Below are 22,511 nucleotides of genomic sequence, written 5' to 3'. Positions count from 1 at the left end.
CCGCCCACACCCCCGCTCCGCGGGGAGTCCGCGCTCACCGGTCGACCCTCACCTTGGCGCCGGTCAACTCGGCCTCCAGCGCCTCCACATCGGCCGCCACCATCAGCTCGGCCAGCTCCCGCCAGTGTGTCCTCGGCCGCCAGCCCAGGAGTCGTTCGGCCTTGGCGGGGTCCCCGACCAGGGCGTCCACCTCGCTGGGACGCTCGTACTTGGGGTCGAACCTGACGTGGCGTTCCCACTCCAGCCCGCCGGCGGCGAACGCGGCGGTCAGGAAGTCCCGCACGGTCGCCGGCACCCCGGTGGCCACCACGAAGTCCTCCGGCTCCTCGCGCTGGAGCATCAGCCACATGGCCTCGACGTACTCCGGCGCATAGCCCCAGTCGCGGACGGCGTCCAGATTGCCCAGATAGAGATGGTCCTGGAGGCCCGCCCCGATGCGGGCGACGGCGCGGGTGATCTTCCGGGTCACGAAGGTCTCGCCCCGGCGCGGCGACTCGTGGTTGAAGAGGATCCCGTTGACCGCGTACATGCCATACGCCTCGCGGTAGTTGACGGTCGACCAGTAGCCGTAGAGCTTGGCGCAGCCGTAGGGGCTGCGCGGGTGGAAGGGCGTCCGCTCGTTCTGCGGCGGGGGTGTCGAGCCGAACATCTCGGACGAGGACGCCTGGTAGATGCGGGTGTCCACGCCGCTGGCGCGGATCGCCTCCAGCAGCCGCAGGGTGCCGAGTCCCGTGGTGTCGGCGGTGTAGAGCGGGGTGTCGAACGAGACCCGCACATGGGACTGCGCGCCCAGGTTGTACACCTCGTCCGGGGCGGTCTCACGCAGCAGGTTGACGAGGGCGACGCCGTCGCTGAGGTCGGCGTGGTGCAGCACCAGGGTCCGCCCGGGGTCCTGCGGGCCCTGGTAGACGTGGTCGATCCGCTCGGTGTTGAACGAGGAGGAACGGCGCAACAACCCGTGCACCGTGTACCCCTTGGCCAGCAGCAGCTCGGCCAGATACGAGCCGTCCTGCCCGGTGATGCCGCTGATCAGCGCGGTCTTGCCGGTCTGACGCACGTGGTTCTCCCTCGGCGGTGTGGCCGGGCCCCGAAGGTCGCGGGGCCCGGGCGGTGCGAACGGTGGACGGTCGGTCGCCGTCGTCGCGCGGGGCCGATCCCCGCGTCGCTGTCGGTCGCCCCTGGCACAATCCGGGTTCATGACGACGCTGTTGCCGCCGAACGCGCGGATCTTCGTGGCCGGCCACCGGGGGCTCGCCGGCTCCGCCATCGCGGCGGAGCTGACCGGCGCCGGACACGAGGTGATCACCAGGACCAGGGAGCGGCTCGACCTGCGGGACGCGGAGGCCACGGCCGCGTTCCTGCGCGACGCGCGCCCGGACGCCGTGGTGCTGGCCGCCGCCAGGGTCGGCGGGATCATGGCCAACGCGAGCGAGCCCGTGGCCTTTCTTGAGGAGAACCTCCGCATCCAGCTGAGCGTGATCGCCGGGGCGCACGCGGCGGACGTGGACCGGCTGCTCTTCCTCGGCTCCTCCTGCATCTACCCGCGCGAGGCGCCGCAGCCGATGGTGGAGGAGGCGCTGGGCACCGGCCCGTTGGAGCCGACCAACGAGCCCTACGCGCTGGCCAAGATCGCGGGGATAGCCCAGGTCCGTTCCTACCGGCGGCAGTTCGGCCGCGCGTATGTCGCCGCGATGCCGACCAACCTCTACGGCCCGGGGGACAACTTCGACCCGCGGACGGCCCATGTCCTGCCGGCGCTGATCCGCAGGTTCCACGAGGCGCGCGAAGAGGGGCGCGAGGAGGTGACGCTGTGGGGGAGCGGCCGGCCGCGCCGCGAGTTCCTGCACAGCGCGGACCTGGCGCGGGCCTGCCGGCTCCTGCTGGAGTCCTACGACGGGGAGCTGGCGCTCAACGTGGGCTGTGGCGAGGACCTGTCGGTGGCCGAGCTGGCCGGGCGGATCGCCGGCGTCGTGGGCTTCGGCGGGCGGATCGGCTGGGACACCGCCAAGCCGGACGGCGCCCCGCGCAAGCTGCTGGACATATCCCGGCTGCGGGCGCTGGGCTTCGCGCCCTCGGTGCCGCTGGAGGAGGGGCTGGCCGCCACCTACGCCTGGTGGCGGGCCCAGGCCCCGTCCGAAGGGAGGCCCCAGGGGTGAACGTTCCGTCACGGCAGGCTCCTCAGTAGGCGCCCCGGCCGCTGACCACCGCGCGCACGGTCCTGGCCAGCACGTCCAGGTCGCCGGTGAGCGTCCAGTTGTCGGCGTAGGCGAGGTCGAGGGCGACCCCCTCGTCCCAGGACAGCTCGGACCTGCCGCTCACCTGCCAGGGGCCGGTCAGCCCCGGCCGCACGCTCAGCCGGCGCAGCTCGACCGGGCTGTAGCGGGCCACCTCGTCCGGCAGCGGCGGGCGCGGCCCGACCAGGGCCATCTCGCCGCGCACCACGTTGACCAGCTGGGGGAGTTCGTCGAGCGAGGTGCGGCGCAGCCACCGTCCGACCCGGGTGACCCTCGGGTCGTAGCGGATCTTGAACAGCGGCGTGGCGCGATGCTCGTTGGCGCACTCCAGGGTGGGCCGGCGGCGCTCGGCGTCGGGCACCATCGTGCGGAACTTCCACAGGGTGAACGGCGTGCCCCGGTGCCCGACGCGGGTCTGCCGGTAGAGCGCGGGCCCGCGCGAGTCCAGCCGGACGGCCAGTGCCAGCAGTGCCAGCAGCGGGGCGAGCACCACGAGGGCGAGGGCGGCGAGCAGCCGGTCGGTGGCGGACTTCCAGACCAGCGGGGCGCCCCGGCGCGGGGGCGGGGCGACATGGAGGAGGTTGAGACCGGCGACGCTGGCCACCGCCACCCGGTGGCGCGCCACCTCGGTCAGCCCCGAGGCGACGCAGAGCGCCAGGCCGGAGTCCTGCACCGACCAGCACAGCCGGCGCAGCCGCTCGCCGCCCAGCCGGCCGCCCGGCACCAGCAGCACCAGGTCGGCGCCCTGCCGGCGGGCGGCGCCCAGCACACCGGAGCCGTCGGTGCCGACCGGCACCAGGTCGGGCACCTCGGGGGAGTGGTCCCCGCGCTCCAGCGGCAGCCGGGCCAACGGCGGGACGCCGCTGGTGAGATGGCCGGGGCCGAGGAGGACGGCGCCGACCGCCACATAGGCGTGGTCGGTGCCGGCGGCCAGCCGGGCGGTGACGGTGTCGACGCCTTCCGGCTCGCCCACCACCAGCACCCGGCGCACCGCCTCCGCCCGGTGGCGGCGCCCCGTGAGGTGGTGGTGGAGCGCCATGGCGGTGGCGCCGGCCACCAGCGGCGCCGGCAGCAGCGCGAGGGCGGCGGCCGACACCTGCGAGCTCTCGCCGGTGACCGCCCGGAGCCCCGCCAGCAGCCCGAGCAGCAGCAGCCAGTCGTGGAAGGAGGCCAGCAGCCCCCGGCTCTCGCCCAACCGCCCCCGCCGGTACCGCCGGTGCCAGGAACGCACCGTCAGCCAGCAGACCGTCGCCACCACGGCGGCGGCCAGGGGGCGCGGCTGGCCGGAGAGTTGGTAGACCGCCAGGACGGGGGCGAACACCCCGGCGGCGTCGGTGGCGACGGCCGTCGGCGCGTACCAGCGCGCCCCGTTCGGCGGCAGGGCCGACCAGCGGCGGGTGGCCTGCGGTCTTCGGGTGTTTCCCGAGCGTGAGATGTCCGGGTGACGCATGTTCCCCCCGAGTGATGGATGCGAGTGACGCCGGAAGGACCGGCGGGCGGGCCGCACACAGGCAGAGCCGACAGGACCGAAAGCAACGGGCGGACCGGGAGTACCCGGCCGACGCGGCACGGGACGCCGGGGACCGACACGACAGGTGGAACGACAGGAGCGGGGGGCAGGAGCGAGCGAACGGGGACGGTGAACGACGGCGAACAACGGTGAACGACAGCCAACAGCAACCAACGCGGCCCGCGACAAAGCGGAAGGCGCGTCCTCATCTCCCCGTGAGTGCGCGCCGTTGCCGCAGAAAAGGCTAGGGCATCAGTCGGTCGTTTGCCCGCTGTTCGCGGTAACTTTCCGCTCCCGAACGAACGCCGCGGGTGCGGTTCACCCCCGGCGCCCCGTCAGTTCAGCCGTCGGCGCCCGCCGCCCCGCCGCGCCCGGGGCGGTGGGGGACGATCAGCGGCGCACCCGTCTCCGGGTCGGTCAGCACCCGCACCCGGTGCCCGTAGACCTCGCCCAACAGCCCCTCGGTGAACACCTCTTCGGGCGTGCCCACCGCCGCCAGCCGCCCCCCGCGCAGCACGGCCACCCGGTCCGCCCAGGCGGCGGCCAACCCCAGGTCGTGCAGGACCACCACCACGCCCCGCCCGGCCTCCGCCCACTCCCGGCAGACACGCATCACCTGCTCCTGGTGGCGCAGGTCCAGCGCGGCGGTCGGCTCGTCCAGCAGCAGCAGTGCGGTGTGCTGTGCCAGCACCCGGGCCAGGGCGACGCGGGCGCGCTCCCCGCCGGAGAGGGCGCCGAACGGCCGGTCGGCGAACTCCGCGACCTCCGTCGCCGCCATCGCCTCGGCGACGCGTGCCTCGTCCTCGTCCTCCCGCCGCGTGCCGGCCCACGGCGCCCGCCCCATCGCGACCACCTCGGCGACCGTGAACGGGAAGGACACCGTCGCCGCCTGCGGCAGCACCGCGCGCCGGAAGGCCAGTTCGCGCGGCGTCCACTCGCCGGCCGGCCGCCCGTCCACCAGCAGCCGTCCCTCGGCGGGCGCCACGTCGGCGGCGAGCGCGGCCAGCAGCGTCGACTTGCCCGCCCCGTTCGGCCCGACCAGCGTCAGCACCTCGCCGGCCCGCACCGCCAGGTCGATCCCGCTCAGCACCGTCCGCCCGCCCAGCCGCACCGCCAGGCCGGCCGCCCCGGCCAGCTCCGCCCCCGCCTCGGGCCCGCGCGGCGGCTCGGCCACCCGTGTCCGGAACCTGATCACGCCCAACCCCCCTGCCGCCGACGGGTCCTGCGCAGCAGCCAGAAGAAGAACGGGCTGCCGATCAACGCGGTCAGCACCCCCAGCGGCAGCTCCGCCGGCTGCGCCGCCGTCCGCGCCACCAGGTCGGCCGAGACCAGCACCAGCGCGCCGCCCAGGGCGCTGCCCGGCAGCAGGAACCGGTGCCCGGGGCCGGCCACCATCCGCAGCAGGTGCGGCACCAGCAGCCCGACGAAGGTGATGATCCCCGCCATCGCGACGGCCGACGCCGTCAGCAGCGCCGTGACCAGGATCAGCACCACCCGCAGCCGCTCCACGTCGACGCCCAGGTGGCGGGCCGGGCGCTCGCCCAGCGCCAGCAGGTCCAGCCGCCGCGCGAACCACGGCGCGACCAGCAGCCCGATCCCCGCGCAGGGCAGCACCGCCAGCACCTTCGGCCAGGTCGCCTGGGCCAGCGAGCCCAGCTGCCAGAAGGTGATGCCGGAGATCTGCGCGTTGTCGGCGAAGAAGACGCACAGGCCGATCAGGGCGCCGGCGAAGGCGTTCACCGCGATCCCCGTGAGGATCAGCGTGACCACTTCCGTGCGCCCGTCCGAACGCGAAAGGACATAGACCAGCATCACCGTGCCGAGACCGGCCACGAAGGCAAAGACGGTGATCGTCCAGTTGCCCAGGAAGTCCAGCCCGAACGCGATCGCCGCGACCGCGCCCACCGCCGCGCCCGAGGAGATCCCGATCACCCCCGGCTCCGCCAGCGGGTTGCCGAACACCCCCTGCATCAACGCGCCGGCGCACCCCAGCGCCGCCCCCACCAGCACCGCCAGCACCACGCGCGGCAGCCGCGCGTCCCACAGCACGCTCTCGCCGACCCGGTCCAGCGGCTCGCCCCCGAGGTGCGCGCGGTGCAGCACGGAGCCGACCACGTCGCCCAGCGGGATGGCGTAGGCGCCCGTGGCGGCCGAGACCAGTGCGACGGCCACCAGCGCCGCGACCAGCCCCGACGTCAGCAGCGCGATCCGACCCGGTCCCGGCGCACGCGGCGCCCGTTCGCGCCCCGCCGCCGGCTCCCCGGCCCCCGGCGCGGCGGCGGTCCCCCGGCCGGTCGCGGTGGGCGCCGTCATGCCGCGGGCTCCCCGGCGTGGATCTGCTCGGCCAGCGAGGCCAGCACCTGGTCGGTGCGCGGGCCGTAGTTGAGCAACACCCCGTCGTCCACGCTGGCGACCCGGCGCTCCATCCCGGCCGGCGTCTGGGCGATGCCGGGGATCTCCACCAACCCGTCGACGCCGCCGACCGATTCCAGCCCCTTGCTCATCACCAGGATCACGTCCGGTGCCGCCGCCGCCAGCGCCTCGCCGGTGATCGGCGTGAAGTCCTTGTCCAGCCCCGACTCCGAGCCCGCGTCCACCCCGCCGGCCGCCTCGATCAGCGAGACCGCGCCCGACTCGGCGCCGCCCAGCAGATAGACCGAGGCGCCGCCCCGCAGGTACAGGAACGCGACCCGGGGCCGGTCCCCGCCGGTCGGCAGGTCCGCGCGGACCGCGTCCATCCGTTCCGCCGTGCGTGCCGCCAGCACCGCGCCCGCCTCCGGTACGCCCAGGACCTCGGCGACGGCGGTGATCCGCCGTTCGATGTCGGCCAGTTCACGCGCTGACTCCACGACCACCAGCGGCACGCCGGCCGCCCGGATCTGGTCGAGCGCCTCGTCGGGTCCCGTGGTCGACTCCGCCAGCACGAGGTCGGGCCGGAAGGAGAGCACCCCCTCGGCCGAGACGTCGTGACCACGTGTCACCACCGGCAGCTCCGCCGCCTGTTCGAAGGTGGCGGAGACGTCCCGGGCGACGACGCGGTCGCCCAGCCCGAGCCCGAAGACCAACTCGGAGAGTGAACCGGTCAACGGGACAACCTTCTCCACCGCCTCGACCGTCACCTCCTCGCCGTCGGCCGACGTGACCGTCGTCGGCAACACCGGCTCGGGCGCGGGCCCTTCCAGCGGCTCCACCCGGTCGGCGATCCCGCCGCCCGCCGCCTCCGCGTCGTCGCCGGCCCCCGAAGCGCCGCCCCCCGAGGAGCCGCAGCCGCCCAACGCCAGCGCGAGCGCCAGCGGTAGGGCCAGCGCGGCGGTCAGTCGGGAGAGCGGCCGTCCGGAACGAGAAGCCACCGCGCTTCCACCTTTCTGGCGAGGGGTACCACCCGGGTCCGGGTTAGCTTAGGTTAGCCTAACCTGACTTAGCGATCCCGGCTGTCGTGGGAGGACCTTCATGCTGCCCAGAGTGCTGTCCCGGAGGCTGCCCGCGGTGCGCCGCGGCACCCTCCAGGCGCTGCTCGCCGCGCTGGCCCTGGCCCTGGTCGCCGGCCCGCTCGGCGCCCCGGGCGGCGCGCGCGCCGCGCAGCCCGAACGGCTGCCGGCCGCCGAACGCCAGGTCGCCGGCGGCAGGTTGGACTGGGGCGTCAAGGCGTCGTTCCAGACCTATGTCACCGGCCCCATAGCCGAAGGAAGTTGGAGCCTGTCGGGCGGTGCCTCCACCGTCGGGGAGAACCAGTTCCGCTTCCACTCCGCCACCGGCGGCTACGACCCGGAGACCGGGGCGCTGCACGCCGGCTACAGCGGCGGGGTGCACTTCGTCGGTCACCGGAAGGACGACGGAAGCCATGAACTCGACCTCCTCATCAGCAATCCCTCGCTGTCGGTATCGGGGCGTACCGGCACCCTCCACGCCGACATGCGCTCCACGGAACGCGGCACCGGCCAGGTCACCGAGGGCAGCCAGGTGCCGCTGGCCACGGTCGACCTGAGCGGCGTCGACCTGCGCGGCGGCACCCAGATCGCCGTCACCGGCGCCCCCACCACCCTCACCGAGCGGGGCGCGACCGCCTTCGCCGGCTACTACCAGGCCGGCGACCCGCTCGACCCGCTCTCCTTCACCGCCGACAGCCAGGAGCCCTCCGCGCCCGAGGACGCGGAGGAGGAGCCGGAACCGGAACCCGCCGAGGAGCAGCACGGGGCCGACGCGTCCGAGGAGGCGGGCGCGCTCGTCGACGCCGCCGTGGACTGGGGTGTGCGCCGCACCTTCCGCGAGTACGTCACCGGGCCCGTGGCGGAGGGCGCCTGGGAGCTGGCCGACGGCGCGGAGGACGGCGGCGCGCTCTTCCGCTTCCCGCTCGCCGAGGGCACCCTCGACCCGGAGGCCGGCACGGCCGAGGCCGCGTTCCACGGCGCCGTCCGCTTCGCCGGCAACGACCTCGACCTCACGCTGAGCGCGGTGCGCGTCGAGGTCGCCGACGGCACCGGGACCCTCTTCGCGGACATCGACCCCGGCGAGCGCGGGGCGCGTGCGCGGGACCAGCCGCTGGTCACCTTCCCCGCCGAGGAAGAGGAACTCGCTCCCGAGGACGGCCTGGTCGTGCTCGCCGAGGTGCCGGCCGTGCTGACCGGGGAGGGCGCGGACGCCTTCGCCGGCCTCTACCCCGAGGGCACGGAGATGGACCCGCTGACCCTCGCGCTGGCCGTCACCGAGGACGCCGCGCTCCCGCCCCTGCCCGACCTCGGCGCCGAGCCGACCGCCCCGGCGGAGCCGGCGGCCGACGACGCACCCACCGCCGAGGCCGCGGCCGACGACGACCGCACCCCCCTGTATCTCGCGATCGGCGCGGGCGCGCTGCTGGCGCTCGCCGCCGCCTTCCCGCTCGTCCGCCGGCGCCGCGCCACCCCCACCGCGGGGCCGACCGAACCGACCGACCAGGTAACGCCTTCCGTGAACGACGAGGAGACACCCCGCTCATGACCACCCGAACCCACCCCGCCCGCGCCGCGCGCCGAGGCGCCTCGCTGCTCGCCGTCGCCTGCGCCACCGTGCTGAGCGCCACCGCGTTCGCCGGCCGGGCGGTCGCCGAGGACGGCGCGCCCGCCCAGGTCATCGAGATCGCCGACGGCCAACTCGACTGGGGCGTCAAGGAGTCCTTCCGCCGCTACCTCACCGGTCCGATCGCCGGCGGCAGCGCCGAGGTCTCCGCCGGCGCCGAGACCACGGAGAACGGCTACCGCTTCACCGGCGGCAGCGGCAGCTACGACCTGGCCACCCACGGCGTGACCACCGCGTTCGACGGGGCGGTGCACTTCACCGGCCACCACGGCGCGTTGGACCTGAAGCTCGCCGATCTCCGGGTCGTCACCGAGGGCACCGAGGGGCGCATCCTGGCCGACGTCACCGTCGCGGGCGCCACCACGGAGGACGTCGCGTTCGCCACCCTCGACCTGACGGGGACAAGCCCCGGCCGGGGCGAGGACGGCGCGATGGTCTTCGCCGACATCCCGGCGACGCTGACGGCCGACGGCGCCACCGCGTTCGCGTACAACGGTTCCCCGATGTACGACGAGGGCACGGAACTGGACCCGGCCACCCTCACCGTCACCCCTGCGGCCGGCGGGGAGGACCCGGGCACGGGGAACCCCGGCGACACGGGGGGCACCGAAGGGGCCGGGGGCTCCGAAGGAACGGGTGGAACCGGAGGAACGGGCGGGACCGGAGGAACGGGCGGGACCGGCGGCTCAGAGGAGCCGGAAGCGCTTGCCGGGCCGATCGTGGACGGACGGCTGGACTGGGGCGTCAAGGAGTCCTTCCGCTCCTATGTCACCGGTCCCGTCGCCGGCGGCGAGGTCGCGCTGACCGGCGGTGCCACCGAGCTGGCCGACGGCTACCGCTTCCCCGACGCCACCGGCGCCCTGGACACCGAGGCCGCCACGCTGGACAGCGCCTTCGCCGGAGGCGTCCGGTTCACCGGCCACGAGGGCCAACTCGACCTGCGCTTCAGTGCGTTCGGCGTCGAGGTGGAGAACGGCGAGGGCGCCCTGGTCGCGGACGTCTCCTCCAAGGACCGCGACTCCGGCGAGGTCACCGAGTACACCGACCTGACCGTCGCCGCACTCGACGTCCCCGCCGACGCGCTGAACCCGGAGGGCGACGTCCTCGCCCTCGACGGGGTGCCGGCGACCCTGACCGCCGAGGGCGCCGAGGCGTTCGGCGGCTTCTACGAGGCGGGGGAGGAGCTGGACCCGGTCTCCATCTCGCTGGCCCTCAGCGAGGACGCCCGGCTGCCCGACGGCGAAGGGGGCGTCGACGGCGGCGGCTCGGACGGCGCGACCGGCGGGCTCGGCCCCCAGGGGGGCGCGAGCGGGGGCGCGTTGGCCGCGACGGGGGCGGGCAGCCAGGAGGCCGCGCTGCTCGGCGCGGCGGGCGCGCTCGCCCTCGGCGGCCTGGCCGCCGTCCGTTACGCGCGGGTGCGCCGCCTCGCCTGACGCCGGCGCCTCCCGGGGCCCGCGCCCGGCGACCGCCCCCTCGGGCGACCGCCGGGCGCGGCCCGCGCCGCGGCGCTCACTCCGCGGCGGGCCACCGCTGCGCCGTCACCGTCTCCCGCAGCACCTCCGCGAACGCCCGCACCGGCTCGGGCGCCGGCGAGGAGCCGTAAACCGCGAGCGCCACCCGCCGCATCTCGCCGACCAGCGGCGCGGCCCGCACCCGCGCGTCGCGGTGCGCCGCCAGGGCGAGCCCCGGCACCACGCTCACCCCGAGCCCGGCGGCGACCAGGGCCTGCACCGCGACGTAGTCGTCCGTCTCGAAGGTGATCCTGGGCGAGAAGCCGGCCCGTTCGCAGACCGACACCAGATGCGCTCGGCAGCGCTCACAGCCGGCGATCCAGCTGTCCCCGGCGTGCTCCGCCAGCTCCCCGGCCGAGGCGGGCGCCGCCGCCTCCGCCCCCGGCTCCCCGGCCCGCGTCACCAGATACAGCGGCTCCTCCAGCAGGGGCGTCAGCGTCACGGTCCGCTGGTCGCCGGGCGGCGGGTCGTCGTGCGCGAAGACCAGCGCCGCGTCCACGTCCGCGTTGCGCAGCGCGGTCAGCGCCGCCGGCGGCTCGGCCTCCGTCAACGCCAGGTCGACACCCGGGTGTTCGGCCGCCAGCCGGGCCGCGGCCGGCGGCACCAGGGTGGCCAGCGAGGAGGGGAACGCGGCCAGCCGCACGCGCCCGGTACGCAGGCCGGCGTGCGCCGCCACCTCCGCGCGCGCCGACTCCACCCGGCCGAGGATCTCCTCGGCCCGCGCCACCAGCAGCCGGCCGGCGTCCGTCAGCAGCACCCCGCGCCCCACCCGGCGCACCAGCACCACCCCGACCTCGGACTCAAGACGCGCCAGATGGTGGCTGACGGAGGGCTGGGCGTAGTGCAGCGCCTCGGCGGCGCCGGTCACCGAGCCCTCCCTGGCCACCGCGACCAGCACTCGCAACCTGGTGAGGTTCCACATGGCCGCGCAGCGTAGACCACCCGCGCCCCGCCCGCGACCAGCACCCATAGATGTCGTCGATGAAAGCCAAGAAAACCGGCATTGGAGCTATGCGTCGGCCCGTGGGACAGTGCGGACATGCTCCAGCCGACCATCTCCGACGCGCTGGCGGCCCGCCGCGTCCTCGCCGGCCAGCTGCCCCCCACCCCGATGTGGAACTATCCGGCGCTCGACGCCACGACCGGCGCCTCCGTGCAGGTCAAGCACGAGAACGTGCAGCCGACCGGCGCGTTCAAGGTGCGCGGCGGCCTCAACCTGCTGGCGGGCCTCGGCGCCGAGGAGCGGCGCACCGGGATCGTCGGCTACTCGACGGGCAACCACGCCCAGTCGCTGGCCTTCGCCGCCCGCAGGCACGGCGTGCCCTGTGCGATCGTGATGCCCGTCGACCCCAACCCGTGCAAGGCGGACGCGGTGCGCGCGCTGGGCGCCGAGTTGATCGAGGCCGGCGCCGACATGGGCGAGGCCGCCGAGCACGCGCGGCGCCTGGCCGAGGAACGCGGGATGCGGCTGGTCAGCGCGGCGGACGAGCCGGCGCTCGTGGCGGGCGTCGCCACGGCCTATCTGGAGATGTTCGAGCAGGCGCCCGACCTGGAGATCGTGGTGGTCCCGGTGGGCGGCGGCAGTGGCGCCGCCGCCGCGTGCCTGGTGGCCGAGGCGCTCGCCCCGCGCTGCGAGGTGATCGCCGTGCAGGCGGCGGCGTCCCCGGCCGCCCACGACTCGTGGCGCGCCGGCCGGCTGCTGACCCGGCCCAGCGGCACCCGCGCCGAGGGGCTCGCGACCGGCGCGGGCTTCGCCCTGACCCAGGCGCTGATGGGGCCCAGGTTGGCGGACTTCCTGCTGGTCGACGACGAGCGGATCAGCGAGGCCCAGTGGGTCCTGATGCGCGACGCGCACACCCTCGCCGAGGGCGCGGGCGCGGCCGGTCTCGCGGCGCTGCTGGCCCACCCGGAACGTTTCGCCGGGCGGCGGGTCGGCGTGGTCTGCACCGGCGCCAACGCCAGTGAGCGTGAGCTCAGGGGCCAGCTGCGGCTGGCCGGCCCCGCCTGAGGGAACGCGGAACGCGCCCGGCGGGGCCGCGCCGGCGTCACATCCGCCGCACCCGGGAGGCGAGCAGGTTGCCGATGATCAGATAGGTCACGGCCGCCACGCCGTAGCCGCTGACCACCCGGACCCACTCCTTGTCGAAGGTGAACAGGTCGTACGACCAGAACGCCAGCGCCCGTGACACGTCGTGGGAGACGGTGACCAGGTCGTTCCGCGGGTTGGCGTCCAGGAGGTAGAGCAGTATCCACAGGCCGATGATGCCGGCGGCGACATTGGCGACGACGGCGATTCCCAGGGCCAGGGGAGCGGTCTTTACTCTTTGTGTGGCCATGACAATCGCCTGACCGTTTCCGCCCCGCCCAAACGTCCCACCCCGCCCCCCGCGACGTGGCCGCCGGCCAACGCCCCGGTGTGCGGGGTCGGTTACCCCACCGGACCGTTCTCAGTCGGACACCGCTCGGGACGCCGGTCGGGGCACCGCCCGGGACGCCGGTCGGGGCACCGGGTCGACGCCGAAGACCCAGGGCGCCAGCACGACCCGCCAGCCGTCCGGGTCGGTGAAGAGCACCGCGCCGCGTGCGCGCCAGTAGTCGTCCGGGCCGGCCACCGGCCGGTGGCCGCGTGCGGTCAGCCGCGCCGCCGCCGCGTCCCGCGCCTCGGGGCCGCGCAGATAGAGCACCAGCTGGTTCTCCGGGTGCGGTGCCGGCGGCGGGGGCGAGTCGGGGTGGTGGGTGATCTCCAGGTGCACGGGGGCCCCGGGCAGGCCCAGCACCGCGCCGTCCCAACCCTCCTTGCCCCGCCACTCGGCGAGCACCGGCAGCCCCAGGTCGTCGCGGTAGAAGGTCAGGGTCTCGTCGAACCCGGCGGTCGGACGGGCGAAGCGCAGCGCCCCGACGGCCAGGTGTGTCGGCCATGCGTCGTTCATCCGCCCAGGCTGGCAGCCGCCCCCCACCCGCACCACGTGCCAGGGACCCGACCCCGTTCCGCCGCGCGACCTAAGCCCGCCGGGCGCGCGGTCAGACGGCCCGCACCCGGCGGTGCCCCACCCACGCCACCACGCCGCACAGCGCGGCGGCCAGCCCCATCGGCACGGCGAGTTCGGTGGCCCTCAGCAGCACGGCGCCCGCCACCGCGCCCAGGAAGATCGCCAGGATCGCGGCCGTCCCCCGGTTGGCGAACGCGCCCCGGCCGCCCCTCGGCAGCGACTCGGCCGCCCAGCCGGTCAGCGTCGAGGTGACCACCACCGTGGTCATCCCCGCCACCCCGAGCCGGCGGGCGACGGCCGCCTGACAGCCCATCGCCGCCGCCGTCGCCGCCGCGACCGCCGGCCGCGCCGCGCCGTCGGGCTCCCCGCCGGCCAGCGCCAACCCCACGGCGAGCGCCCCCAACACCACGGTCTGCGCCCCCAGCAGCGCCGTCACCCGCGCCCCCCAACCGCTCGGCGCGCCCCGCAGCGACACCCCCGCGACCAGCGCCCCGCCCGCGAACGCCAGCAGCGCCAACGCCGGCCCGAGCACCGGCAGTTCGTCGGAACCCGCCGCGCCCATGCCGAGGATCACGATGTTCCCCGTCATGTTGCCCGTGAAAACCCGGTCCAGGCCGAGGTAGCCCACCGCGTCCACCACGCCGGTGACGAAGGTGAGCGCCAAGGTCAACGCCAGCGCCGTCCGTTCGGCCTCCCCGGTCCCGCCCACCGTGCTCCTCTTCCCGTTCCCGTTCTGCTCCTCCGTCGTCCGGCGGGCCGTGGCCCGGCCCGCCGGGGAGGCTCAGCCGCGCAGGTCGAGCACCGCGTAGCCGAAGCCGGCCGCCGCGACGCCGCTCCCGTCCACCGTGACGCCCTCGCCCAGCACCGGCCGCGCGGTCGCCATGTCCGGCCTCGGCAGCGGGAACTCGGCGCGCTCCCGACGGGGGTTGACCACCACGAGAAAGCGGTCACCCCGCAGATAGACCAGCGGGTAGCCGGTGTGGAAGACCTCCGTCGCGCACCGCGCGCCCAGCTCCGGATGCGAGCGCCGCAGCGCGATCAGCCGCCGCACCAGATGCAACAGCGACGTCTCGTCCGCCCGTTGGGCCGCCACCGTGGGCCGCTGCGGGTCCGGGTCGATCGGCAGATACAACCGGTCGGCCGGCGCGGTCGAGAAGCCGGCGTTGGGGGAGCCGTCCCACTGCATCGGGGTGCGGGACCCGGCCCGGTTGTAGCGGGGGCCGAGCCGGCTGCCCTCGTGGTCCGGCAGGTCGGGCACGTAGCGCATCCCGATCTCGTCGCCGTAGTAGATCGCCGGCAGCGTCGGCCAGGTCAGCTGGAAGGCGAACGCCGCCGGCAGCTGCTCGGCGGTGCGGTCGCCGGTCGCCAGCCGCGAGAAGTCGTGGTTGGCGCTGGGCAGCGTGATGAACCCCTTGTCGCCGACGGCACCGCTCACCGACTCCCAGGCCTGGACGAACGTGCCGGCCGAGGCCTGCCCCGCCGCGTCGAAGTAGCAGTGCTCCTGCGTCCAGTGCTCGGCGACGGTGCCCTGCCCGTTGTTCCACAGCGAACGCAGCGGCAGCCCGTCCGACGGCCCGCCGAACTGGAGGAAGAAGTCCGAGTGGAAGCCGGCCGGCACCGAGGTCGACGGGTCGCCCCACTCCGCCAGCAGCGCGGCGTGCGGGTGCGCCTCGTCCAGCCAGCCGCGCAGCTCGCTCCAGAGCGCGCCGGTCGCCACCATGCCGGGGTCGTCCTTGACCAGCGAGTGCGCCATGTCGACCCGGAAGCCGGCCAGCCCCAGGCCGAGCCAGTGGTCCATCACCTCGCGCAGCGCCTCCCGGTTGGCCCTGGGCCCGGGCGCGTCCACCGGAAGCCGCCAGGGCTCGTCGGGGTGCGGGCGGGCGTAGCCGAAGTTCAACGCGGGCTGGCTGTCGAAGAAGTTGGGCAGATAGCCGCCGGGCCGGCTCCCCGGCGAGGCGACGAACCCCGGCGGCAGCGCGTCGTCCGCCCGGTCCGTCCAGATGTAGCGGTCGTCGTCCGGGTCGTCGACGGCCGCCTGGAACCAGGCGTGTTGGTCGGAGGTGTGCCCGGCCACCAGGTCGAGCATCACCCGGATCGAACGCCGCGCGGCGGCCTCCACCAGCTCCGCCAGCTGATCCTGCGTCCCGTAGCGCGGCGCCACCCGCAGGTAGTCCGAGACGTCGTAGCCGGCGTCGTTGAACGGGGAGGCGAAGCAGGGGTTGAGCCAGACCGTGTTCACCCCGAGCCAGGCCAGATGGTCCAGACGCGCGGTGACCCCGGCGAAGTCGCCGATGCCGTCACCGTCGGAGTCGGCGAAGCTCTGCGGATAGATCTGGTACAGGACGGCGTCGGCCAGCCAGCTGGGGGCGGGGCGGAAGGGCGACATGCGGGACCTTTCGTGCGGGGTGCGGGCCGCGTCGCGCGGCGGTCTCGGATGTGCGACACGGTCTCAGACGTGCGACCCAATCCGGACGATCATCGCCGATCACCCCCCGCCCGGCCTAGTGCCGGCTCACGCGCTCACGGCCGGTCGTAGACGGTGGTCGGCACCCCGCGCCCGCACAGCGTGCGTTGGATGATCGGCTCGATCCGCTCCCACTTCCCGCCGGCCAGGCCGCAGCCGATCCGGGGCATGTGCACGGAGGCCCCCTCGGCGAGCGCCCGCTCGGCGACGACGGTCAGACAACGTTCGACCGCCTCGTAACGGATCGGCGGCCCGTTGCTGCCGGTCTTCGTCCCGTGCTGACCGATCATGTTCGCCACCTGGAGATCCGGCCGCACCCGCACCAGCCGCACCGCGCCCAGCCCGAAGTCGTTCCCCGCCCGCCCCCGGTACCAGAGCCGGTAGTCCCGTTCCGGCTCCGCCCACCGCTTCGACAGCGCCAGCACGAAGCCCTTGCCCCAGCCGCCACGGTCGTTGCAGACATGGGCGACGATCTTCGCCCCCTTCGCCTGCGGCTCGGTGGCATCCCCCGCGATGATCCGCAACATGCTCGTCATCCTCCCAGCGTCGACCACCGGCCGGGCCGTTGGCCAGGGGGTTCCCCGCGCACCCGAGGCAAGGCGAAAAAAGGGGGGACCCGGGAGTTTTGCCCTCTCCCAGGTCCCCGGGGTACCGCCTGATGCGCACGCCCGAGCTGTTGAAGAGAGGACGGATCAGGGTCATGCCGTCGCGTTCTACCTTTGAACTACCGCACCATGAGAGAGGTGCAGGCGAGAGTCGAACTCGCATACGACGGCGTGTCCGTCCCCGGTCGCTCCGGCGATCGGCGGCGATGCTGAATCTTGAGCGAGAGTCTGAGCTTCCACGCGGTTTACGGCCGCGTCCATCAGCCTGAACGTTCAGTTTCAGCTTGTGCTCACGCGATTCCCGGGACCTCAACCCGAGTCGCGCCACCCTCCACCGTGTCGCCACCGCGGAGGAGTCTGGGGGCTGTTCAGCCGAGGAGGTAGCCGAAGACCGCGTCGCCGACCCGGCGGTCGTCGACCTCCGCCGCGTTGGCCTCCTCACGGGCGAACTTCACCGCGTTCTGGAGCTTCTCGACGCGCTCCAGCAGCTCGTTCAGCCGGCGGGCCGAGAGGCTGCCGGAGAACTTCACCGTGGACCAGTAGCCGATCGCCACGTCCTCGTAGTACACCTCGACCTGCGCCGGGTGCTTCTCCGTGGCCTCGGCCTTGACGTGGTTGCGCGGGACCTTCCGGGTGCGGATGGTGCGCACCGGCTCGGTCTTCCACCAGTCGGTGGACGGGTCGCGGGACCAGGTCTCGGCCGCGTCGAGCACCGGCAGCTTCCTGAGGAACGCCTGCACCTCGGTGAGCTGCTTCTCCAGGAAGAGCAGGTAGCTGACCGGCACGTCGGGCACGAGGGTGCGGCCGTCGACGACGACGTCGGCGCGGGCCACGCAGTTCGCCCAGTCCTTGGTCGCGGTCACGTCGAAGAGCCGGGTCAGCGAGGCGGTCATGTCTCTGAGCACGGTCTCGGCGCTGACCTGCACGCGGGTCGACTCGGGCGGCAGCTGCTCGCCCTCCTCGTCCTTCGGCTGGTAGGTGCGCGAGATGCCGGCCAGCGACGCCGGCTTCTGCACCTCGCGATGGGCCGCCGCGACGTCCTGGGCCGTCCTGCCCTTGACGCCCTTCTCGACGGCGATGATCTGATTGAGCTTCGCCACAACTCCCCCTTCGGACAACGCCCACGCTATCCGAGGGATTCTCCGCCGTGCACCGGGGTTTCCCGAACGACGGCCCCGCGCCCGCTACCCCTTCACCGCGCCCGAGGTCAGCCCCGAGACCACGGCCCGGCGGAAGACCAGCACCAGCAGCGCGATGGGCAGCACCGAGACCGTCGCGGCGGCGAAGATCGTGCCGTAGGGAACGGTGAACGTCGAGCCGAAGAGCGCCACACCGACCGGCATCGTCCGGTAGTCGTCGGCGGTGTTGAGCGTGAGGCCGATCAGGAACTCGGTCCAGCAGGCGGTGAACGTGAAGATCGCGGCCGTGAACATCCCGGGCAGCGCCTGCGGCAGGATCACCCGCAGCACGGTCCGCACGGGGGAGGCGCCGTCCACCCAGGCGACCTCCTCCATCTCCTTGGGGATCTGGAGGAAGAAGTTCCGCAGGATCCAGATCGCGAACGGGATGTTCAGCGCCGTGTAGACCAGGATCAGGCCCTGGTAGCTGTTGAGCCAGCCGACCTCCCGCATCAGCAGGAACAGCGGCGCGGCCAGCGCGATCGTCGGGAAGAGCGAGATCATCAGCAGCGCCACCATGATCGGCGACTTGCCGCGCAGCGGCAGCCGCGCCAGCGCGTAGCCGGCGAACGCGCTGAGCGCCAGCACCAGACCGGTGGCCAGCAGCGAGACGGCGGCCGAGTTCAGCAGGTAGCGGCCGAAGTTGTTGTCGGTGAACGCCTGCCGGTAGTTCTCGAAGGTCAGCGTCTCCGGCCACGCGGTCGGCGGGTTGGCACCCACCTCCTCCAGCGGCTTGAGGGAGCTGACGGCCATCCAGTACAGCGGCGCGGCCACGAAGAGCGCGACCAGCAGCGCCCACAGGTGCGCCCAGCGGAAGTGGAAGCCCATTCTGGGTCGATCGGTCACTGCGTCTCCTCGTCGCCCACCCGCGCCTTGAAGGCCCGTAGGAAGATCAGACAGCCCACCAGCACCAGTGCCGCGGTGCTGGCCGCCACGGCGGCGCCCGGGCCGAAGTCCAGGTTGGTGAACATCACGTGCCAGCCCAGCAGCGCCAGCGACTCCGTCGCGTCGCCTGGCCCACCGCCGGTCAGTACGAAGGGCAGGTCGAAGATGCCGAACGCCTGGAGGACCCGGAAGAGCACCGCGATCACCAGCGCGGGCCGCAGCAGCGGCAGCCGCACCTTCCAGAACGCGGTCCAGGCCCCGGCGCCGTCCACCCGGGCGGCCTCCACCACGTCGCTGGGCAGCATCATCAGCCCGGCCAGCACGATGATCGCCACGAACGGCGTGGTCTTCCAGACGTCCGCCGCCGCCATCGACAGCACCGCGGGCAGCGGGGTGCCGAGGAACTGGAACGGCGTCCCCGTCAGCCCCTCGGTCATCGCGGTCAGCACCCCGTAGACGCCGTTGTACATGTACGCCCACAGCTGCGCCGAGACCACCGTGATCATGGCCCAGGGGAGCAGCAGCAGCGCCATCATCCAGCCGCGCCCGCCGGAGAGCTGCTCCAGGACCAGCGCGATCAGGGTGCCCAGGACCAGCTCGGCGACGACGGTCCCGATGGTGTAGAGCACGGTGAAGACCACCGCGTGGCGCCAACGGTCGGACTGGAGCAGCAGCTTGTAGTGCTCGCCGGTGAAGCCGGACAGCTCGAAGCCGTCGGCGGAGACCGTGACATGGCTCAGGCTCATCGCGACGGAGAAGGCGATGGGGAAGAGCGTGACGGCGAGCACCACCAGCATCGCCGGCACGGTGAAGGCCCAGCCGAGGCGCGCGAACTTCCGGTCCAGCTCCGAGCGTCCCGACTCCTGGGGCCTCGCCCGCCTGGGTTCGGTCCTGGGGGACTCCGTCCGCGCTCTGCCACCGCTCATAGGGCTCGGTCCTCCAGCGCGCGTCTGATGTCGTCCTCCGCCGCCCGCAGCGCGTTCGCGGTCGGGGACGAGCCGGCCAGGGAGCCGTTGATGTTGGTGTAGATGCCGTGGCTGATCTGCGGGTAACGGGGCGTCTGAGCCGGCCGGGCGACGAGGTCGAGGTCGGCGGCGACCTCCAGGACCGGGTTGTCCTTCTGGAGGTCCTCGTCGTGGAGCACCTCCTCGTTGGCCGGCAGCACCGAGTTCTCGGCCATCAGCCGCTGGGCCTCGGGGCCGGTCATCCAGTCGATGAAGACGAGCACCGCGCCGATCCGCTCGCTGTGCGGGTTGACCATCAGGTTCCAGCCACCGGCGGCCGAGCGGCCCTTCTTCTCGCCGCCCTCGAAGCCGGGCATCGGCATCACGCCGACCTTGTCGACGATCCCCGAGGCGAGCGGGTCGTTGGCCATGCCCCAGCCGTGGGACCAGTTGCGGTGGAACGCGGCCTCGCCGTCGACGAAGGTCTGGAGCGACTGCTGCTCCTGAAAGCTGGTGGTGGCCGAGGGCACCACCTCGCTGTCCAGCATCTCCCGCATGAAGTCCAGCACCGCGCGGTTCTCCGGGGAGTCGATGGCGGCCTCGGAACCGTCCTCGGAGACGCTCCGGCCGCCGGCCGCGGCCGAGAGCTCCGTCCAGTTGACGGTCAGGCCCTCGTAGTTGGCCCACTGCCCGACATAGCCGAAGTCGACCTCGCCCTCGTCCTGGAGCCGCTTGGCCGACTCGGCCAGCTCCTGCCAGGTCGCCGGCTCCTCCAGGTCGTACTTCTCCAGCAGGTCCTTCCGGTAGTAGAGGAAGCCGGAGTCGACGTAGAGCGGCGCGGCGAGATGGTTGCCGTCGTACTCGGTGAGCCGGGCGCGCTCCTCGGGGTAGCGGTCCCAGAAGTCGTCGGGGAGGTGCTCGTCCAGCGGCATCGCCAGCTGGGCGTCGCCGAACTGCGCGGGCCAGACCAGGTCGCCGTTGTAGACGTCGACGGCGCTGGAGCCGCCGGTGATCTCCGTGGTCAGCGTGGCCCGCATCGTGTCGGTGTTGTTGGGGGCCGGCTGGAAGTCCACGTTGATCTCGGGATGGGCCTCCTCGAAGGCCGCGACCAACTGCTCGGGGAAGCCCTCGGGGCCGAAGTTGATGGCGTACCAGGTGATGTCCCCGCTGGCCGCGCCCACCCGCTCGGGGTCGACCGATGCCGCGTCGGCACCGGCCGATCCACAGGCGGCGGAGGCCAGCAGAGCGGACACGGCCCAGAACGCCCTTGCGCTGCTGCTGATCGACGTACTCAGGACGTGCTCCTTGAGAAGACCCGCGTTCCAAGGGCCTCAGAGTCCCGTTTCCGTCAGCGCAGACCAAGCTAAAAACGCGTTAATCGGAAATATTCACCGGAAAGGTCCCGAGGGTGGCCGTCCCCGGAGCGCGCGCCGGCCGGTCCGCTACCCCTCGGAGGCCGCCAGCTCGCGCAGCAGCGTGATGTTCAGCTCGAAGGCCAGCCGGCACTCCTCGACGATCCGCTCCCGCTCCGCCTGGTCCACGGCGATCGCGTCCAGCGCCGCCCGGTACTCCCGCTTGAAGGCCGCCGGATTGGGGATCGCCTCGAAGACGTAGAACCGCACCCCGTCGCCGCGCCGCGCCAGGCCCCAGGTCTTCTCCGCCACGTTCCGCACCACCTGGCCGCCGGAGAGATCGCCCAGGTAGCGGGTGTAGTGGTGCGCGACATAGCCGCCCGGCCAGCCGTCGGCGACCTCGGCGATCCGCTCCGCGTACCGCGCGGTGGACGGCAGCGGCGCCACCGCCGCGCGCCAGCCGGTGCCGTCGTGCAGGTAGTCCAGGTCCCGCTCCAGCGGGGGGACGCGGAACAGTTCCGGCCGGACGAAGGGCCCCGCCACCGGGTCCCCGGTCAGCGCGTCGGCCGGCCGCTCCAACGCTCGGTAGACGAACCAGAGTTGCTCGGTGTAGCGGCGGTAGCTCCCGACCCCCAGCCGGCCACCCAGCAGGTCGTCCATGAACGAGGAGTCGTGCGCCGCCTCGTGCTGGGCGTGCGAGGCCCGCCGGATCAGGGCGGAGAACGGGGCGGGGGTGGCGTCGAGCACGGTCACGCGTGACCTCCAGAGCCTCGGGGGGCGGGGCGCGACAGCCCGCCGCGCCCCGCCATACTCGCTACTTAGGCTTACCTAAGTCAAGGAGTTGCCGACGGTCCGTCGGTAAAACCGCGTCACCCCGCGACGCCCTTCCCCGTCAGGGCAGCGTCAACACCTCGGCACCGCCCTCGGTCACCACCAGCGTGTGCTCGAACTGCGCCGAACGCCGCCCGTCCCTGGTCACGACCGTCCACTCGTCGTCCCACATCTCCCACTCGTGGGTGCCCAGATTCAGCATCGGCTCGATCGTGAACGTCATCCCCGGCACCAGCACCGTGTCGGCGCCCGGGTCGTCGTAGTGCGGAACGATCAGCCCGGAGTGGAACGCGCTGTGCACCCCGTGACCGGTGAAGTCCCGCACCACGCCATACCCGAAACGCTTCGCGTAGGACTCGATCACCCGCCCGATCACGTTCAGTCGCCGACCGGGCCGCACCGCCCGGATCGCCCGGTCCAGCGCCTCCCTGGTCCGCTCCACCAGCAGCCGTGACTCCTCGTCCACCGACTCCGGATCGCCTACCAGGTACGTCGCGTTGGTGTCCCCGTGCACCCCGCCGACGAACGCGGTGATGTCCAGGTTGACGATGTCGCCCTCGCGCAGCACCGTCGAGTCCGGGATGCCGTGGCAGATCACCTCGTTCACCGAGCTGCACAGCGACTTGGGGAAACCCCGGTACCCCAGCGTCGACGGATAGGCGCCGTGGTCGCAGAGGAACGCGTGCGCCACCGCGTCCAACGCGTCGGTGGTGACGCCGGGTTCGATGTGCCGCGCGGTCTCGGCCAACGCCTGGGCCGCGATCCGACCCGCGACGCGCATCCGCGCGACGGTCTCCGCGTCCTGCGCGTCGGGCCCCTCGTAACGGGCGGGCGCCGGCTGCCCCACATACGCGGGCCGGACGATGGCGGAGGGCACGGAACGCCGAGGCGAGACCCTGCCGGGCTGAAGAAGTGACTGGCCAGACATGCGTCAGAGTCTACGGCCGGGCAGGAT

General features: G+C 73.6%; 21 protein-coding genes. 4 read left to right on the top strand and 17 right to left on the bottom strand.

What is annotated here, in order from left to right; all coding sequences use genetic code 11:
* Nucleotides 1–34: 34 nt before the first annotated feature.
* Entirely contained in the window at nt 35–1,057 is a 1,023-nt protein-coding gene (gmd, locus tag FH715_RS10795) for a GDP-mannose 4,6-dehydratase (protein WP_246108670.1), read from the bottom strand.
* A gap of 139 nt (nt 1,058–1,196) precedes the next feature.
* Between gmd and FH715_RS10790 the strand changes: the two genes are divergently transcribed.
* A complete protein-coding gene (locus FH715_RS10790) occupies nt 1,197–2,156 on the top strand; it encodes a GDP-L-fucose synthase family protein (RefSeq protein ID WP_139643659.1) in 960 nt (319 codons plus the stop codon).
* 22 nt (nt 2,157–2,178) lie between these two features.
* On the opposite strand, the gene FH715_RS10785 is transcribed toward FH715_RS10790, so the two are convergent.
* From FH715_RS10785 to FH715_RS10770, 4 genes are all read right to left on the bottom strand, one after another.
* Complete coding sequence (locus FH715_RS10785; protein ID WP_139643656.1) at nt 2,179–3,684, bottom strand: exopolysaccharide biosynthesis polyprenyl glycosylphosphotransferase; 1,506 nt, start codon at nt 3,682–3,684, stop codon at nt 2,179–2,181.
* Between the two features lie 400 nt (nt 3,685–4,084).
* Nucleotides 4,085–4,936 carry a heme ABC transporter ATP-binding protein gene (locus tag FH715_RS10780; RefSeq protein ID WP_425472703.1) on the bottom strand — a complete coding sequence of 284 codons (852 nt, stop codon included), beginning with the start codon at nt 4,934–4,936 and terminating at the stop codon, nt 4,085–4,087.
* Complete coding sequence (locus tag FH715_RS10775) at nt 4,936–6,057, bottom strand: FecCD family ABC transporter permease (protein WP_139643650.1); 1,122 nt, start codon at nt 6,055–6,057, stop codon at nt 4,936–4,938. Before FH715_RS10775 ends, FH715_RS10780 begins: the two co-directional genes overlap by 1 nt.
* Nucleotides 6,054–7,094 (bottom strand): heme/hemin ABC transporter substrate-binding protein, encoded by a 1,041-nt coding sequence (locus FH715_RS10770; RefSeq protein ID WP_139643648.1) that lies wholly within the window; start codon nt 7,092–7,094, stop codon nt 6,054–6,056. Before FH715_RS10770 ends, FH715_RS10775 begins: the two co-directional genes overlap by 4 nt.
* Before the next feature lie 100 nt (nt 7,095–7,194).
* On the opposite strand from FH715_RS10770, the gene FH715_RS10765 reads away from it, so the two are divergent.
* Both FH715_RS10765 and FH715_RS29300 read left to right on the top strand, forming a co-directional pair.
* On the top strand, nt 7,195–8,718 hold the full coding sequence (locus FH715_RS10765; protein WP_139643645.1) for an HtaA domain-containing protein: 1,524 nt from the start codon (nt 7,195–7,197) through the stop codon (nt 8,716–8,718).
* Nucleotides 8,715–10,229: an HtaA domain-containing protein gene (locus tag FH715_RS29300; protein WP_139643641.1), complete on the top strand. Its 1,515-nt coding sequence runs from the start codon at nt 8,715–8,717 to the stop codon at nt 10,227–10,229. The genes FH715_RS10765 and FH715_RS29300 overlap by 4 nt, the downstream gene beginning before the upstream one ends.
* A 76-nt stretch (nt 10,230–10,305) precedes the next feature.
* On the opposite strand, the gene FH715_RS10755 is transcribed toward FH715_RS29300, so the two are convergent.
* The gene (locus tag FH715_RS10755; protein ID WP_139643639.1) at nt 10,306–11,229 is read right to left on the bottom strand and encodes a LysR family transcriptional regulator; all 924 of its coding nucleotides are present in this window, start codon (nt 11,227–11,229) and stop codon (nt 10,306–10,308) included.
* Between the two features lie 117 nt (nt 11,230–11,346).
* On the opposite strand from FH715_RS10755, the gene FH715_RS10750 reads away from it, so the two are divergent.
* Nucleotides 11,347–12,315, top strand: a complete 969-nt coding sequence (locus FH715_RS10750; RefSeq protein WP_139643637.1) for a threonine ammonia-lyase — start codon at nt 11,347–11,349, stop codon at nt 12,313–12,315.
* A gap of 37 nt (nt 12,316–12,352) precedes the next feature.
* Here FH715_RS10750 and FH715_RS10745 read toward each other — a convergent pair whose 3' ends face one another.
* The 11 genes from FH715_RS10745 to map form a co-directional block, all read right to left on the bottom strand.
* On the bottom strand, nt 12,353–12,643 hold the full coding sequence (locus FH715_RS10745) for a hypothetical protein (RefSeq protein WP_139643635.1): 291 nt from the start codon (nt 12,641–12,643) through the stop codon (nt 12,353–12,355).
* Between the two features lie 111 nt (nt 12,644–12,754).
* Nucleotides 12,755–13,237, bottom strand: a complete 483-nt coding sequence (locus FH715_RS10740; protein WP_139643632.1) for a VOC family protein — start codon at nt 13,235–13,237, stop codon at nt 12,755–12,757.
* Nucleotides 13,238–13,328: 91 nt separating this feature from the next.
* Nucleotides 13,329–14,006, bottom strand: coding sequence for a YoaK family protein (locus FH715_RS10735; RefSeq protein ID WP_139643629.1), 678 nt, complete (start codon nt 14,004–14,006; stop codon nt 13,329–13,331).
* 72 nt (nt 14,007–14,078) lie between these two features.
* On the bottom strand, nt 14,079–15,683 hold the full coding sequence (locus FH715_RS10730; protein WP_139643626.1) for an alpha-amylase family glycosyl hydrolase: 1,605 nt from the start codon (nt 15,681–15,683) through the stop codon (nt 14,079–14,081).
* A 134-nt stretch (nt 15,684–15,817) separates the two neighbouring features.
* On the bottom strand, nt 15,818–16,297 hold the full coding sequence (locus FH715_RS10725; RefSeq protein WP_139643623.1) for a macro domain-containing protein: 480 nt from the start codon (nt 16,295–16,297) through the stop codon (nt 15,818–15,820).
* 437 nt (nt 16,298–16,734) lie between these two features.
* Nucleotides 16,735–17,466, bottom strand: a complete 732-nt coding sequence (locus FH715_RS10720; protein ID WP_139643621.1) for a DUF7873 family protein — start codon at nt 17,464–17,466, stop codon at nt 16,735–16,737.
* 84 nt (nt 17,467–17,550) lie between these two features.
* Nucleotides 17,551–18,390 (bottom strand): carbohydrate ABC transporter permease, encoded by an 840-nt coding sequence (locus FH715_RS10715; protein ID WP_246108668.1) that lies wholly within the window; start codon nt 18,388–18,390, stop codon nt 17,551–17,553.
* Nucleotides 18,387–19,355 (bottom strand): carbohydrate ABC transporter permease, encoded by a 969-nt coding sequence (locus FH715_RS10710; protein ID WP_139643619.1) that lies wholly within the window; start codon nt 19,353–19,355, stop codon nt 18,387–18,389. Before FH715_RS10710 ends, FH715_RS10715 begins: the two co-directional genes overlap by 4 nt.
* Nucleotides 19,352–20,626, bottom strand: a complete 1,275-nt coding sequence (locus FH715_RS10705) for an ABC transporter substrate-binding protein (RefSeq protein WP_170184691.1) — start codon at nt 20,624–20,626, stop codon at nt 19,352–19,354. Before FH715_RS10705 ends, FH715_RS10710 begins: the two co-directional genes overlap by 4 nt.
* A gap of 189 nt (nt 20,627–20,815) precedes the next feature.
* Nucleotides 20,816–21,478, bottom strand: a complete 663-nt coding sequence (locus FH715_RS10700) for a biliverdin-producing heme oxygenase (RefSeq protein ID WP_246108667.1) — start codon at nt 21,476–21,478, stop codon at nt 20,816–20,818.
* Between the two features lie 139 nt (nt 21,479–21,617).
* Nucleotides 21,618–22,484: a type I methionyl aminopeptidase gene (map, locus tag FH715_RS10695; protein ID WP_139643613.1), complete on the bottom strand. Its 867-nt coding sequence runs from the start codon at nt 22,482–22,484 to the stop codon at nt 21,618–21,620.
* Nucleotides 22,485–22,511 lie beyond the last annotated feature (27 nt).

It is taken from the genome of Streptomyces sedi (genome assembly GCF_006335015.1).
GTDB classification, from domain to species: domain Bacteria; phylum Actinomycetota; class Actinomycetes; order Streptomycetales; family Streptomycetaceae; genus Streptomyces; species Streptomyces sedi.
This window is presented reverse-complemented; position numbering and strand designations above follow the sequence as displayed.

Excerpts from the sequence above, each read along its gene's own strand:
- FH715_RS10790 (WP_139643659.1), top strand. The coding sequence starts at position 1,197 with ATGACGACGCTGTTGCCGCCGAACGCGCGGATCTTCGTGGCCGGCCAC.
- FH715_RS10785 (WP_139643656.1), bottom strand. The coding sequence starts at position 3,684 with ATGCGTCACCCGGACATCTCACGCTCGGGAAACACCCGAAGACCGCAG.
- FH715_RS10775 (WP_139643650.1), bottom strand. The coding sequence starts at position 6,057 with ATGACGGCGCCCACCGCGACCGGCCGGGGGACCGCCGCCGCGCCGGGG.
- FH715_RS10765 (WP_139643645.1), top strand. The coding sequence starts at position 7,195 with ATGCTGCCCAGAGTGCTGTCCCGGAGGCTGCCCGCGGTGCGCCGCGGC.
- FH715_RS29300 (WP_139643641.1), top strand. The coding sequence starts at position 8,715 with ATGACCACCCGAACCCACCCCGCCCGCGCCGCGCGCCGAGGCGCCTCG.
- FH715_RS10755 (WP_139643639.1), bottom strand. The coding sequence starts at position 11,229 with ATGTGGAACCTCACCAGGTTGCGAGTGCTGGTCGCGGTGGCCAGGGAG.
- FH715_RS10750 (WP_139643637.1), top strand. The coding sequence starts at position 11,347 with ATGCTCCAGCCGACCATCTCCGACGCGCTGGCGGCCCGCCGCGTCCTC.
- FH715_RS10745 (WP_139643635.1), bottom strand. The coding sequence starts at position 12,643 with ATGGCCACACAAAGAGTAAAGACCGCTCCCCTGGCCCTGGGAATCGCC.
- FH715_RS10740 (WP_139643632.1), bottom strand. The coding sequence starts at position 13,237 with ATGAACGACGCATGGCCGACACACCTGGCCGTCGGGGCGCTGCGCTTC.
- FH715_RS10730 (WP_139643626.1), bottom strand. The coding sequence starts at position 15,683 with ATGTCGCCCTTCCGCCCCGCCCCCAGCTGGCTGGCCGACGCCGTCCTG.
- FH715_RS10725 (WP_139643623.1), bottom strand. The coding sequence starts at position 16,297 with ATGACGAGCATGTTGCGGATCATCGCGGGGGATGCCACCGAGCCGCAG.
- FH715_RS10710 (WP_139643619.1), bottom strand. The coding sequence starts at position 19,355 with ATGAGCGGTGGCAGAGCGCGGACGGAGTCCCCCAGGACCGAACCCAGG.
- map (WP_139643613.1), bottom strand. The coding sequence starts at position 22,484 with ATGTCTGGCCAGTCACTTCTTCAGCCCGGCAGGGTCTCGCCTCGGCGT.